Raw genomic sequence first — 14,336 nt, 5'->3', positions numbered from 1 at the left:
GGGACTGATTTGCTTTCTATTTTTCAACGGTCTGGAATAGTGAGGAATTTAGTGGTAAACACTATAAATATGACAGTTAAGTAGGAGGGAACTAAATGTCTTATCAAGAGGGATTGGACCAAATCAACACTGCGACCAAAATGATTACCGATGCCAACGATTTAATCGTGGAAGCTGTTAAAGATTCCTTTCTCTTTACATGGCAATGGTGGATTGCATTAGCGATGATAGTGGTGCCATGGACGGTTTGGGGAATCGTTCGAAATCGGGAATGTTCTGCTCGTATTTTTTCAGCAGGGTTAGCGGTCATGGTGTTATCCGAAATTCTTGATACGATTGGGGTAAGTTTCGGGAAATGGGCCTATCCAGGTAAAGGTAGTACCAGTCGCTACAATAAACTTCTCGTTTCGACTTTCATTTCTACCAGTTATCGTTATGCTGCTGTTACAATATAAACCTAATATTCATCCAGCCATAAAGGCACTTACTTTTGGTGGGTTTGGTGCTTATATAGGTCTGCCAATCCTGTCGATGATTGATTTGTATAAAAAGGTGGATTGGGCCTATACGTATTCTTTTATTATCCTAACGATCTTTTACCTTATTGCACATTGGTTTTGTCATTTAAGTTCATTTAATAAAGTTAATCAAACTGGAACCTGAAGTATTAATTTCATATTCAAATCAGCCACAGTTAAAATGAAAATCAAAAAAATGCTTGCGGATATGACACAAGCATTTTTAAAGTGTGTTAATAACATTCAAGATACTTTCTCCTGGAAAGAACCAGAAAAGTCAGGAAATTGGCTTAAAAAAATATCCGCGACCTCGGGATCAAATTGCGTTCCTTTGTTACAAAAAATTTCATTAAGAACATAGTCAATTGGTAGGGGATCTCTATAGACTCGTGTACTAGTCATTGCATCAAATGCATCAGCTAAAGCTACGATTCGTGCAGGTAATGGGATTTCGTTTCCTTTTAGCCCCAATGGATATCCTTTTCCATCAAATCGTTCATGATGATATAAAACGATATCCAAAATTCCTTTTTCCTTTAAGCTTGTAACATGTTTTATCATTTCGTGTCCAACTTCAGGGTGATTTTTAATAATATTAAATTCTTCTTTTGTTAATTTACCAGGCTTGGTCAATATATCCTCAGGTATCCCAATTTTTCCAATATCATGTAGTAATGCTCCAATTCGAATTGAATCAATCATATCCTCATGCAACTTCATCTTTTGGGCAATTTCAACAGCATACTTTGAGGTGTTGACAGAATGGAATGATGTATATGCATCACGTGAGTCCAGTGCTTTTGAGAGGGCTGTAGTAAGTGATAATTGCTCTTCTTTAATTTTCTGTGCATTTCGCATTAAGCCAACTGAAATAAAAGTCATTAATAAATAAGTCATTAAATAGGTGATAAAGGTAATGAAGCTATGTGAAGGTTCAGGTATGAGGAAAAATCGACATAATACTAAGAGAACAGTAAGGATTGTGATAGCCCAATTCGCCATCGAATAAAAACCAATACCAAGAAATAGAGAGGAAAAAATATAGAGAATATAAAAGTTGTTTTCATTTTCAAAGACAAATCCATTTATAACAATACTAAAAAGCATAAGGGCGTAAAAGGCATATCGAAAATGAATGGGGTGTTGAAGCAACCTAGTAAACATAACAAACTACCTCCGAATGATTGTCATGATAGTACCGTGTAAAGGTAAAATGAGAATATCTCTTTGGATACTAATACGAAGATTTAATATGCATCAGTAATGTTATAGGTTTTTGAATTTAATATTCATTTTTCACATTAAAATGATAAAAAAAGTAAATTGAGTGTTTATTAATTCTAACATTGTTACAATTTTGTGACTATGATATATGTCACCTCGGATAAGATTTTATTCTATATATATGGAATAATATTTTTTGAATCGCCCTAACTGAGTAGGAAAATCGTTATTATAGTTACATTTAAGCGTAGAATATATCATATTTAGTTAAAGGAGTGAACGTTGGATGGAGATTAAGGTGAAATGGACTGGAAATATGGCGTTTACTGGAGAAAATCCATCTGGCCATGTTGTGAAAATGGATGCATCTGGAAAAATGGGTGGTGAAGATACTGGAGCTCGACCAACAGAGCTACTGTTAAATGCTGTAGCAGGCTGCACAGGTATTGACATTATTTCGATTTTGAAAAAAATGAGGCTGGATCCGACTTCTTTTAATATCGAAGTCAAGGGCAACAGAGCACAAGACCATCCGAAAAGATTTACAACCATTCATATTCATTATGCACTTGAAGGAAATCTCCCTGAAGATAAGGTGATAAGAGCGGTAACGTTATCTAAAGATAAATATTGTTCAGTAGCTCATTCATTAAATGCCCAAATTATAGCAAGCTACTCCATTAATGGAGTGGCAGGCAGTAAGAATGTTTAAATTCCTTCAAAGTCATCGTATTTAAGAAACAGGAAATCTATTAACGTGACGAATCAACTGAGATTATAGCTCAAAAGGACCTTTTAATAGGTTCTTTTTTGTTCGACTTTTGCAAAAATGTTTTTTTCATTGTGCTTGCGATTAAAGTGCAAATATCAAAGCGAAATAATGATATCGGTTACAGCAAAGGCTTACAAAATATACATATTTTGTTAACAATTTTATGTGAAGTATTTCACAAGATGGTGCTATACTAACTTACATCAAGAGATTATGTGAATTATTTCACAAACTAATATTTGTCAATTAAGATTTAGTGATAAATCTTAAACTATATCATCATAAATGAGGTGGCATTATGGAAACAACAAACAAAAACAAAGGGTATTTTATGATGGCGGTGCTATGGCTAGCGTATGTAACGTTTGCGATGAACTGGGTCGCTGGATCGTCTTTAACACCGCAAATCACGGAAACATTTTTTGGTGGGCCAGTAAATCCTGTTATTTCACAATTAGTTAATTATTCTATTACAACAGCTCGTGTTTTTGCTAATATTTTAGCGGCAGTAATCTTAATGAAACTGGGACCGAAAAAAGCAGCGGGTACAGCAATTGGTTTACTAATGATGGGGCTTGTGGCTATATATCTACCTAATTATTGGGCATACACAGTTGCGAGAATGGTTATGGCTGTTGGTGGCTCAATGGTCATAGTGTATATGAATCCAGTCGTTGCTAACTATGTAACAAACCCAAAAGAAAAGCTGCGTATTAATGCAGCAAACACTGTAGCTTATAATGTTGGAGCTTTTATTGTGGCGGTATTATTTACGTTATTTGCACAGCAAATGGTGGCGAATTGGCGTTTAACCCTAACCGTATTTGCTTCATTAACAATCTTGTTTTTTGTAGGCTGGCTGTTGAAAGCAGAGAATTTTGAAACAACATCAAGTAATGACGGACAAATGGAGGAATATGGTTATAAAGACGCACTAAAGGATCCATTTTTATGGCGTTATGGTTTGGCGTTTGCTTCCTTTTTAACTCTTTATGTATTGTCACTTGTAAGCTTTAAAGCGATTTTTGATCAATATACGTTACTAAACGGCTCAATCACAAACTTATTAATTTCTGGCTTTGGAATTTTAGGAACATTTGTTGGGATTCGAATCGGTAATGAAGGGATTCGTCGCAAGCCAACACTAGTCCTTTCAGGAGTTGCGATGGTTGGAGCATTTGCAATCGCGTTATTTTTTGCCAAAACTCATCCGCTTCTAGCTTATTCGTTTATTGCGATTTCTGGCTTTGCGATGTTTATCCAATACCCAATCTTTTTAAATCTCCCGCATGAATTAAAAGGGATGACACCACAAAGATTGACGATTATGTTCGGATTATTTTGGGCATTAGCATATGCAGGACAAACCATTGCTACTATTACATGGAGCTTTATTTTAGGCTCATCAGGCTATGTGCCAGCGATGATATTTTTTATTTCCGTTTCAAGCTTGTACATTTTCTTAGTGGCAACATTCCCGGAAACAAGACCAATGGAAAAAACAATGAAAGCCGGAATGCGAAAATCATCCTTCGGTATTAAATTACACCCTTTAGAAAAATAAAAATATATTTTCAATAAGTAGGAACTCAGTTGAGGTTCCTGCTTATTTTTTTTCTCCATAATGCGATAATTGTATTAGAAAATAATGAAAATTTTCTTTATTCTAAGATTCTAGCAAAATATTTTTAATATATTGACTCCTTAAAAAGTTATTATATAATGGTAGAAGAAGTGACACGTTTTGTAAGGAGAGTTAACATGATTTTAATTGATGAAGTGAATGAAGAAAATGTTTTTCAAATCAATTCAAATGAATTCATCACTGCGTTACACAGCATCAAGAGGGATAAAGAAGAAGAAATCCAGATGATTAAGGAAAAAATTATTAAATACGAAGAGAAAAGACGAGTGGAAGATGCCATGTACCGATCGTTGTCTCCGATTAAAAAACTGTTTACTAGTCGAGCTCCAAGTCATCATCAAGCAGTCGAATATATGGTCTATGTAAAGGAAAGATTTAAAAGTATCGAAAAAATTAAACAAAAAATTTCTGGTTTAGAAAAGCTGATTTCTTTAGTCCATTCAGAGCCAAACATAGAAGAGGTTTTCCTATCTGGGCTTTTAATGGGAGAAGTAATAGCTTGGAAGGAAGCGGGGGTTCGTCTAAGTGAATATTGAGTCTTTACAGTTCCAGGAATGGATACCGTTTGGGTTGTATTAACTGCTGCGATGATTTTATTGATGGAGGGAGGGTTCGCCCTTCTTGAAGCGGGTTTTGTTCGCGCTAAAAATAGTGTGAATATCATCATGAAGGTTTTTGCAGATATTACGATTGGGACACTATGTTATTTTGCAATCGGATTTGGACTAATGTACGGTTCGGACAAACTAGGTCTATTCGGTTCAAATGGTTTCTTTATTAAAGGGAATCTATCGCATATTGACCTTACCATTTCACTAGATACATTTTGGTTGTTTCAAGGTGCTTTTGTTATAGCTGTAATATCGATTGTTTCTGGAGCAGTGGCGGAACGGGTCAGTTTTCGTGCATATTTGCTCTATGCTATCCTAATGACTTCCTTCATTTATCCCATTGCTGGCCATTGGGTTTGGGGGGGCGGATGGTTAGGTGATTTAGGGATGCAGGACTTTGCTGGATCAGCTGTTATTCATGCTTTGGGTGGCTTTGCTGCATTAGCGGCTGCTATTCTAATTGGACCGAGAAAAGGGAAATTTTCTGATATTGGGACGAGTTCGATTGCATTACCGAGCAATCTGCCGCTGGCATCTGTGGGAGCATTTTTATTATGGTTTGGTTGGTTTGGTTTCAATGCAGGTAGTACACTTGCTGCAACCGACGTACGGATTGGCCATATTGCCATCGTAACCATGCTATCTGCGGCATCAGGTGGTGCGGCAACAATGTTTTATACACTTTTTCGTTATGGACGATCCGATGCCCCATCTGTTATCAATGGTTCGCTCGCTGGTTTAGTTGGGATAACTGCAGGTTGTGCTTTTGTAAGCGATGTGCTTGCGATTTTAATCGGAGCTGTGGCTGGTGTATTAATGATGACCGCAACAAACTGGTTAGAAGCTAGACAAATAGATGATCCAGTAGGTGCTTTCCCTGTTCACGCAGTGTCTGGAGTATGGGGGACAATAGCGGTAGGACTTTTCGCAAGTGATGGCGGCCTTTTTACAGAAGGAAGCTGGCATTTACTAGCTGTTCAGGTAATAGGTTTAGTTGTTTTATGTGCTTGGGGTTTTGCCTTAACATGGCTGAGCCTAAAATTAATTAATATTTGGGTTCCGATTCGCTCAACCGAGGAAGAAGAGGAAGTGGGACTGGATATTAGTTACCATGGAATCATGGCAACCCATGCATCACCAGAATTCATTGAGTTAAAAGAACCGCTGATACATTCACTAAACGATGATGATCATGTTTAAAGAGTAAACCTTGACGGGTTTGCTCTTTTTTTATTTCTTTTTGGCGATGGGAAAAATAGGACACAATAATTTCGCTCCACCACAATTATAATTATCATGATGCTGTTAAGAAATGGGAAAGATACACCGTATGGATTGAACAGGGGGGTATTTATGAAAATAATAAAGTATCCGAAAATATTTCTGCTACTAATCATGGTTCTTCCGTGGATGACGATTCCACTACTAAAAAACAGGGACCTTAAACGGTTTTTACCGACTGCTTTGTTCAGTGTATGGATGGTTCAACGTGTGAATGTGATGGCTAAAAAAAGGAAATGGTGGTGGTGGTATGTGCAGCTTATCCCGAATGCAACTGGGGTCATACCGTTCATGTGGGGGCCGTTTTTTGTAGGGTCATTATGGATACTAAAGTGGACATTTGGAAAATTAAATCAATATATCATGATAAATTTTGGTGCTCATTTTCTGTTTACCTATATTGTCGTCCCTTACTTAACAAAGTTTGGTTTAGCCTCCTTAGTACGGATGAAGAAGATCCAACTGATGTTGGTTTTCACTGTTCTGGACTCACTATTATATATTTTTCAAATTATTAGGGAAAAATTAATACCGTTGGATGATGGAGTCAAGGATTTAAAACCAATAAGCCTTGAAGAATAGTTTTGGAAAAAAGAAAGGTATCTCGGTAAAACATTTCTTGTGCACACCACCATACAATGTGCTATTGTAATAGAGGTGTTTAAGGAAAAGGAGATACTCTCTATGGAAATGATAAAATCAACTGCACAATCTAAATCATTATATCTATATATTCTAATTACAGGTATTGTCCTTGTGGCATTTAATTTACGCCCAGCTATTACTTCAATTGGGCCATTAGTAGGGCTAATTCAGAATGATTTACAGCTCGTTCATTGGAGTGTTGGTTTTTTAACGAGCCTTCCTTTAATTGCATTTGCAGTTGTGTCTCCACTTGTTCCAAAGTTAGCAAATGCCCTGTCAAATGAGCGGGCGTTACTAATTGGCTTACTAAGCCTTTTATTTGGGATAATCATTAGGTTCGCAGAAATAAAGTTTTTCCTCTTTGCTGGGACTTTATTTGTTGGGGTTGGGATTGCGATATGTAATGTTCTCTTGCCAGTCATTGTAAAGGAAAAATTCCCAACCAAGGTGGGTCTGATGACAAGTGTGTATTCAACCTCATTGGGGTTGATGGCCTCGGTGGCTTCTGGAGTAAGTATTCCCTTAGCAAGTGGGTTAAATCTCGGCTGGAAAAATTCGTTAATTATTTGGGGTATTCCTGTCGTTGTGGCGATCGTTGTCTGGATTTATCTTGATAAATTTAATAATGGTAGTCACGGTAAGGTGAAAACAGTTCAATCGAGCCAAATTTGGCGCTCGTTGCTGGCATGGCAAATTGCGTTTTTCTTAGGTTTACAATCCTTTTCGTTTTATGTCACGATTGCATGGTTACCAGAAATACTAATTAATAGAGGAATCAGTATGGCGAGTGCTGGCTGGCTGCTTTCGTTAGCACAGCTAATTGGTTTACCCTTTAGTTTTGTAGTTCCCATTATCGCAGGGCGCTTCCGTTCTCAACAATGGCTGGTTGTTGCGCTTGGTTTTTGCTCTGTCATTGGGTTTGCCGGATTATTATGGAGCCATTCCAATTTAATGATGATTTTGAGCATCATGTCTTTAGGAATCGGTTTGGGTGGCTGTTTTCCATTGGCATTAACTCTTTTAGGACTTCGCGCAAGGAATGCACGCCAGGCTGCAGAATTATCTGGTATGACACAATCAATCGGATATATACTAGCAGCAGTCGGCCCCTTGGTGATCGGATATTTATATGATATGACTGATGATTGGACCATTCCTTTAGTTTCGATGTTAGTTGTTACAATACTAATGATTCTATTTGGAGTGTTCGCAGGTCGAGATAAGTATGTTTACTAGTGATAAAACAGGTGGCTGATTCGTTTAGCCACCTGTTTTTTATATGCCTTTTTTACTGCTGTTGCAGGATATTCGGCGTCATGGTATGTCGTTGGGAAGTTTCCTAGATACTTTTTGAGTCGATCGTGCCCTTGGTCGCGAAAAAAGTGTTGGGAAGGTAACGATAGAGAAGCGATCGTGCCCTTGGTCTTGAAAAAAGTGTTGGAAAGGTAACGATAGAGAAGCGATCGTGCCCTTGATCTAGAAAAAAGTGTTGGTAGGGTAACGATAAAGAGGCAATCGTGCCCTTGGTCTTTAAAAAAGTGTTGGGAAGGTAACGATAAAGAGGCAATCGTGCCCTTGGCCTAGAAAAAAGTGTTGGTAGGGTAACGATAAAGAGGCAATCGTGCCCTTGGTCGCGAAAAAAGTGTTGGGAAGGTAACGATAGAAAAGCAATCGTGCCCTTGATCGCGAATAAAGTATTGGAAGGTAACGATAGAGAAGCGATCATGCCCTTGATCACGAAAAAAATGTGGAGAAGGTAACGATAAGCGAGTGGTCGTGCCCTTGACCGCGAAAAAAGTGTAGAGAAGGTAACGATAAGCCAACCACAAATATACCGGCTTACTGATTTAGCCGATATATTTCACGAGCCAAGCTCTCCAATATGTAAACCACTGGTACTTGAGTAGTAATATTAGCTTCTTCAATAAATTCCTCTGATACATAATAGGGAATGTTGATTTCCGAGATTTTGGCAATGGTGGAAAGCTTATTGTTTGTAATGCTTATAATTTTGCTACCTTCTTGTTTAAGCTGATGAAGGTGAGTGACGGTAAAATTATTTTCTCCAGTGACAGACAGGGCAATGGCTACACTGTTATGGCGAATCTTAGAGTGAATCGGGAAAAGCGGGTCTTTAATATATAAGGAGAACTTACCTAAACTTGAGAAATAGCGGGCACCATATTCTGCTAAAATGCCAGAGCTGCCGATTCCGATAAAAATAACATGATCGGCATGATGAATGAGGTTGGCTGCTTCCTTAATAATTTCTTCTATATCTCCTTTTAACGTCCTCTCAAAAAACTCAACAATTGAATGCTGGGGATTTTTAATCACGGTTTTCTTATTTTTTTCTAAATACATTTTCAGTTTTACTTTAAACTCGGAAAATCCCTCACAATTAAGTTTTCTACAAAAACGTAAGATGGTTGCGGTTGAGACATGAGTTTCATCCGCAAGTTCGCGAATCCGCATATACGCAACTTTTTCTCCATTTTGTGAAACATAGTTGTATATAGAAGCTTCTAACTCATTAAAGGAAGCTATAACATCGGTTGAGAACATGAAAGTTTGATTCTCCTTCTTTATAAATCTTACTGAAACACACAATAACACTATATTACCATACCACCACTAAAAGATACACTACGTTACATTGATGTAACAAATACCATCTTTGTATTAAAGCCGAGCTACTCGACATATATTTTCTAGTTTTTAAATTTTCATGATCATTCTTTTGTAGTTTTTTAAAGCAATTAGTTACCCAACAAGCACATGCTTTATAAAATATCGAAATTAATGATTGACACAAAAATGATTTAGTATTAATATTATCTCATGTTCGAGATATTCAAATTAAAAATATTTTTCAAGAGGTGAATTGTCTAAAAGAAAATACGTGTGTTTTCTATCTATAAATTGATTGGGATATCGGGGTGTATTCAGAACTAAGCACTTATAGAACAAAACAAATATTTTTTTAAAATATATCTCGAATTCGAGATAAAAGAAAATTAGGAGGAAATAAAAACATGTTAGATTTTGGTTTATTATTGATTCGTTTAGTAATTGGTGTATTATTCATTGGTCATGGTGCTCAAAAATTATTTGGCTGGTTTGGGGGATACGGATTGAAGGGTACTGGAGGCTGGTTTGAATCAATCGGTATGAAACCAGGTGTAACAGTTGCTCTATTCGCTGGTTTATCAGAACTTATTGGTGGATTATTATTAGCTTTAGGACTTTTAACTCCACTTGCCGGACTTATTATTGCAGGAACGATGGTAATAGCGATAGTTAAGGTTCATGGTTCTAATGGATTATGGTCCACATCAAATGGATACGAATATAACTTAACCTTATTAGCAGTAGCAATCGGACTTGCCTTAATTGGTCCGGGTCAATATGCATTAGATGCATTTTTATTCTAATTTATCTCGAATTAAAGAATCTTAAAACGAAACGATTTGCAAATATCGGCACCATATTTTAATAATCAAATAAACAAAGAAAAGAGCCGTCATAATCGACGACTCTTTCTTTGTTTATTTTGCAAAAGTATGGTTCCCAATTGTAGTATCAACTGGGCGTGAACGAATCCATTCGTCTGTAGCTATTTCTGGATTATAAAAATATATACTATCATTTACACGATCTTTTCTAGTAAGTGCCTCATTTACGGCTTGTTTAGCCTCATCGGATGCTGGTTTATTAATTTCGCCATTCTGTACAGGTGAAAAGGCATAGCTTTTGCCAACTACCTCATAAATGACATCTGTAATACTATTTGGAAACTCAGGTGAATCAACTCGATTCAATACAACTGTTGCAACTGCTAATTTTCCTTCATACGGCTCACCCTTGGCTTCAGCCTCAACCAAGCGGGCAAATAAATCTTGTTCCGCTTCTGAAATGGTAACAGCGGGCTTCACGGGTTCTTTTACAAGTGTATTAGCTTCAATTTCTCGTGTTTGTGCTCCTTGATTAGTACCATTTAATAATTTATATTCTGAATTTGTCGTAATGGGGATTAATGATTCAATGGCTACGACAAAGGGGTTATTTTCCTTTTGCAGCATTTCTTCAATATTAATCCAATCGGTAGTATCAGTACTTGCTTGTGAAGTTTCTTCCACCGTTGTTTGATCAGTATGCTGTCCTTTATTTATAACTTGATCTTCGGCGCTTGCCTCGACCTTATTGTTATGAACTCCAATAAATGTAAATGTAGCTACACAAGCTACGATGAATTTTTTGAAATTCGTTTTTTTCATGTGAGCTACCTCCTTAAAAATCGTATAGTAATACACTAACACGGACAAATATTAGAGTTAAGAACAAGCTCATTACATTTCTTTATGCTTTTATGACAAGATTACAGTTGTGGAGAATTTATGACACATTCATCATGTTGATGTAAATATTGATCCAATATTTACGGAATAGAGGAAGATGTTCAGGCTGTTGAGAAAGTCACGTTTTTTCACCGAATTAACGCGTTAATTTGGTATAATTTAGATATAGAAAAAACTTGGAAGGCGTGACTATCTTGCTAAATCGTACGAATTCAAATCAATCTAAAACAAGCCAACTTGAACTTGTAGATATAGAATTATTGGTTCCCGAGAACCACCTCCTTCGGTTAATTAATGAACACGTAGACTTTTCCTTCATCAGAGGAAAGGTGCGTCCTTTTTACAGTGAAACCAAAGGAAGGCCTTCGCTTGATCCGGTTGTTCTGTTCAAAATGATGCTAATTGGATATCTTTATGGCATCCGCTCTGAAAGACAGATAGAGCAAGAAATCATTCCTAATGCTGCGTATAGATGGTTTTTAGGATTGAGTTTTTCAGATTCTGTGCCTGATCATTCAACGATCAGTTGGAATCGAAATAACCGATTTAAAGGTACAACCGCCTTTCAGGATATTTTTGATGAAGTAGTACATTTAGCGATTCATCATCATATGGTGGCTGGGCGTCTCCTCATTTCCGACTCCACCCATATTCAGGCAAATGCTAACAAGAATGCTTATACCATGCAGGTGGTGACAGACCAACCGCACGAGTATTTGGTAGAACTCGAAAAGGCAGTGAACGAGGATCGTGAAGCACACGGAAAAAAGCCCTTACCTCCAGCCAGGGAGGTTACAACAGAAAAGAAACTGAAAAAAAGTACCACGGATCCTGAATGCGGATTTATGAACCGTAAGGGAAAGCCAGAAGGTTTTTTCTTTTTGGATCATTGTACGGTTGATCACAAATTTAACATTATTACAGATGTATTCGTGACCCCAGGTAACGTCAACGACGCAACCGTTTATTTGGAAAGACTGAAAAGTCAGATTGAAAGATTTGGTTTTACAAAGACCTTAGAAGCATTAGCTTTGGACTCGGGATACTTCACGGCATACATTTGTAAAAAGACACTGGATATGAACCTTTTCCCTGTTATTGCAGAGCGTAAAGCACCAAACACAGATGGCAAATTTTCTAAATCCCAATTCACTTACGACACTGAACTCGATGTTTATATTTGCCCAGCGGGCAAAACCTTAAACTATGGCACCACAAACCGTCAGGGGTATAAAGAGTACCGGTCAGATTCGGATGTATGCAAGGAATGCCCATTCCTAAAACAATGTACCTCAAGTGCGAATAAGCAAAGAATTATTCAACGCCATATATGGGAAACGTACAAGGAAAGGGTAGTCCAAAATCGCCAAAGTCAGATAGGGAATGACATATACCAATTACGTTGCCAAACTATAGAGCGAAGCTTCGCGGATGCTAAAACACTCCATGGGCTTCGCCGTTGCCAGGTTCCGGAAAAGAGAAAACCCAGGAACAAGCACTCATGACGGCAGTGGCACAGAACCTTAAGAAGATTGCTAGGCACCTTGCCAAGCAATCTAAGATGGGGAATTTCTCCTTTTTTACTAATTTCATAAATCTAGACCGAATCTGTTCTTCCTGGAACAGTCAGGTTGAGTTGAATAAAACCATTTTCTCAACAACCTGAGATGTTCCCACTAGTTTTTTGTTTTTCGCCCCAACTTGTTTCTGCCATTCTAGATTTTATGGTTTAAGGTATTCACTTATTGTAATATGGATTTATGTTGCTTAAATTTAAATAATAATACAGAAGTTCACTGGATCGCAGTGAAGTGGGGTTAAAATGATGAGTAGTTCTTTTGCACGGTGGTATGATTTTTTTATGAGCCCTTTAGAACAGTCGAAATTTAAAAAAGTTCGAATTGAACTTTTAGCAAGCGCACATGGAAGAGTGCTTGAGCTTGGTTCCGGAACAGGAATTAATTTTCCATTATATAGAGGTGTTGATCACGTTATGGCAATTGAACCAAGCCAACATATGATTGACCGTTCGCAGGAAAAGCATAAACAGGCCGTGGTGCCGATTGAAATTGTTAAGGCAAGTGCTGAGCAATTACCATTTGATGATAATACATTCGATACGGTCGTTGCGACGCTTGTATTTTGCACGATTCCTAATATGAAACAGGCCATTGAAGAGATGAAAAGAGTGTGTAAGCCTGAAGGCGAAATTCTTCTCTTTGAACATGTTAAGATGGAAAATAAAGCATTATCCACGCTACAGAATATGCTTACACCAGCATGGAAGAAAATTTGTGATGGCTGCTGTTTGAACAGAGAAACCTTGAATACATTTCGCGCTCATGGCATGTCGATTGAAAAAATCGAAAAATTCTATAAGGATCTCTTTATTATTGCGAAATTAAGAAATAGTAAAAATACAGCATTTGAAAATTAATTAATCTGGTTGATTTAACTAAAGAATTCAATCTAAACCTAAGAATAGACCAACCTTGGAGGAAGGCACAAGTTGGTCTTGGAAAACAAAATAGCTTATAATTTTGTCGCATCAATCAACCATACAAATGGATTTAATTGTTTAAACAGTACATGGAAGTCATGTTTATGAAAAACAGCCTTTAAAACGGGAATGGTTGTATAGTATTCAGTTTCTAGATCCTTCGCTAAGTTTAGGAAGCCTTGCTGTTGAGCATTTTTGATTGCTTGCAATTTATGACTTTCACTTTCAAAAATAGTATCTGCAAAAACGACTTTTCCACCTTTAATTAAGCATTTTCGATATAAAGAAATGGCCTCAGCTTTTTCGCTATCAGTTAAATGGTGGAAAGCATAGGTGCTAACAAATCCATTTATGGTCTGCATTGTTTTGAAATGAAGAAAATCACCTTCTTCAATTTGAACTTGAAATAATTTATTTTTCGCTATTTCTCGCATGGATGAAGAGGGTTCAAATCCAACCACGTTACAGCTTTTCTCAACAAGCTTTTGTGTTAAATTGCCTGTACCTACACCAAACTCAACAATGTTTCCTTCCACAAGTTTGGCAACTGCTTGAAGGATGTCATCATAGTGAGAAAAAACTTCTCTATATTCAAGGTCATTACCTGATACCGATTGGTCATATGATTCCGCCCAATGATCAAAAAGATCAACAAATTCCAGACCCATAACCTAATTCACTCCCTAACTTAATGTCAATAAATCATATTTGTATAGTATGAGTTAAAAGCAATACATGTAACTTTTTATTTGGTGTATGAAGGTTTGTCGATTCAAATAAAA

14 protein-coding genes and 1 pseudogene are annotated in these 14,336 nt (G+C 37.1%); 11 read left to right on the top strand and 4 right to left on the bottom strand.

Features of this window, described 5'->3' with window-relative positions:
• Nucleotides 1–95: 95 nt before the first annotated feature.
• Both RGF10_RS15090 and RGF10_RS15085 read left to right on the top strand, forming a co-directional pair.
• On the top strand, nucleotides 96–455 hold the full coding sequence (locus tag RGF10_RS15090; protein ID WP_318503361.1) for a hypothetical protein: 360 nt from the start codon (nucleotides 96–98) through the stop codon (nucleotides 453–455).
• On the top strand, nucleotides 364–663 hold the full coding sequence (locus tag RGF10_RS15085) for a CBO0543 family protein (RefSeq protein WP_318509490.1): 300 nt from the start codon (nucleotides 364–366) through the stop codon (nucleotides 661–663). Before RGF10_RS15090 ends, RGF10_RS15085 begins: the two co-directional genes overlap by 92 nt.
• 98 nt (nucleotides 664–761) lie before the next feature.
• Here the strand turns inward: RGF10_RS15085 and RGF10_RS15080 are convergent, their stop codons facing one another.
• Nucleotides 762–1,682, bottom strand: coding sequence for an HD-GYP domain-containing protein (locus RGF10_RS15080; protein WP_318503359.1), 921 nt, complete (start codon nucleotides 1,680–1,682; stop codon nucleotides 762–764).
• A gap of 346 nt (nucleotides 1,683–2,028) precedes the next feature.
• On the opposite strand from RGF10_RS15080, the gene RGF10_RS15075 reads away from it, so the two are divergent.
• From RGF10_RS15075 to RGF10_RS15050, 6 genes are all read left to right on the top strand, one after another.
• Nucleotides 2,029–2,454 carry an OsmC family protein gene (locus RGF10_RS15075; RefSeq protein ID WP_318503357.1) on the top strand — a complete coding sequence of 142 codons (426 nt, stop codon included), beginning with the start codon at nucleotides 2,029–2,031 and terminating at the stop codon, nucleotides 2,452–2,454.
• A 358-nt stretch (nucleotides 2,455–2,812) separates the two neighbouring features.
• The gene (locus RGF10_RS15070) at nucleotides 2,813–4,078 is read left to right on the top strand and encodes an MFS transporter (protein ID WP_318503355.1); all 1,266 of its coding nucleotides are present in this window, start codon (nucleotides 2,813–2,815) and stop codon (nucleotides 4,076–4,078) included.
• 197 nt (nucleotides 4,079–4,275) lie between these two features.
• Nucleotides 4,276–4,695: a hypothetical protein gene (locus RGF10_RS15065; RefSeq protein WP_318503353.1), complete on the top strand. Its 420-nt coding sequence runs from the start codon at nucleotides 4,276–4,278 to the stop codon at nucleotides 4,693–4,695.
• 18 nt (nucleotides 4,696–4,713) lie between these two features.
• Nucleotides 4,714–5,970, top strand: a complete 1,257-nt coding sequence (locus RGF10_RS15060; protein WP_318503351.1) for an ammonium transporter — start codon at nucleotides 4,714–4,716, stop codon at nucleotides 5,968–5,970.
• 153 nt (nucleotides 5,971–6,123) lie between these two features.
• Nucleotides 6,124–6,633 (top strand): hypothetical protein, encoded by a 510-nt coding sequence (locus RGF10_RS15055; RefSeq protein WP_318503349.1) that lies wholly within the window; start codon nucleotides 6,124–6,126, stop codon nucleotides 6,631–6,633.
• Between the two features lie 102 nt (nucleotides 6,634–6,735).
• Nucleotides 6,736–7,932, top strand: coding sequence for a CynX/NimT family MFS transporter (locus tag RGF10_RS15050; RefSeq protein WP_318503347.1), 1,197 nt, complete (start codon nucleotides 6,736–6,738; stop codon nucleotides 7,930–7,932).
• A gap of 603 nt (nucleotides 7,933–8,535) precedes the next feature.
• Here the strand turns inward: RGF10_RS15050 and RGF10_RS15045 are convergent.
• The gene (locus RGF10_RS15045; protein WP_318503345.1) at nucleotides 8,536–9,261 is read right to left on the bottom strand and encodes a MurR/RpiR family transcriptional regulator; all 726 of its coding nucleotides are present in this window, start codon (nucleotides 9,259–9,261) and stop codon (nucleotides 8,536–8,538) included.
• A 470-nt stretch (nucleotides 9,262–9,731) separates the two neighbouring features.
• On the opposite strand from RGF10_RS15045, the gene RGF10_RS15040 reads away from it, so the two are divergent.
• Nucleotides 9,732–10,130 (top strand): DoxX family protein, encoded by a 399-nt coding sequence (locus RGF10_RS15040; RefSeq protein WP_318503343.1) that lies wholly within the window; start codon nucleotides 9,732–9,734, stop codon nucleotides 10,128–10,130.
• Between the two features lie 114 nt (nucleotides 10,131–10,244).
• Here RGF10_RS15040 and RGF10_RS15035 read toward each other — a convergent pair whose 3' ends face one another.
• A complete protein-coding gene (locus RGF10_RS15035; RefSeq protein WP_318503341.1) occupies nucleotides 10,245–10,973 on the bottom strand; it encodes a cell wall hydrolase in 729 nt (242 codons plus the stop codon).
• A 275-nt stretch (nucleotides 10,974–11,248) separates the two neighbouring features.
• Here RGF10_RS15035 and RGF10_RS15030 point away from each other — a divergent pair.
• A pseudogene (locus tag RGF10_RS15030) lies at nucleotides 11,249–12,609 on the top strand (IS1182 family transposase); the annotation flags it as partial.
• A gap of 267 nt (nucleotides 12,610–12,876) precedes the next feature.
• A complete protein-coding gene (locus RGF10_RS15025) occupies nucleotides 12,877–13,491 on the top strand; it encodes a class I SAM-dependent methyltransferase (protein ID WP_318503339.1) in 615 nt (204 codons plus the stop codon).
• Between the two features lie 95 nt (nucleotides 13,492–13,586).
• Here the strand turns inward: RGF10_RS15025 and RGF10_RS15020 are convergent, their stop codons facing one another.
• Nucleotides 13,587–14,222 carry a class I SAM-dependent DNA methyltransferase gene (locus RGF10_RS15020; protein WP_318503338.1) on the bottom strand — a complete coding sequence of 212 codons (636 nt, stop codon included), beginning with the start codon at nucleotides 14,220–14,222 and terminating at the stop codon, nucleotides 13,587–13,589.
• Nucleotides 14,223–14,336: the final 114 nt, after the last annotated feature.

Source organism: Bacillus sp. T3, from assembly GCF_033449965.1.
In the GTDB taxonomy this organism is placed as follows: domain Bacteria; phylum Bacillota; class Bacilli; order Bacillales; family Cytobacillaceae; genus Bacillus_BU.
The sequence above is the reverse complement of the archived record's forward strand: the minus strand, read 5'-3'. Positions and strand labels throughout refer to the sequence as shown.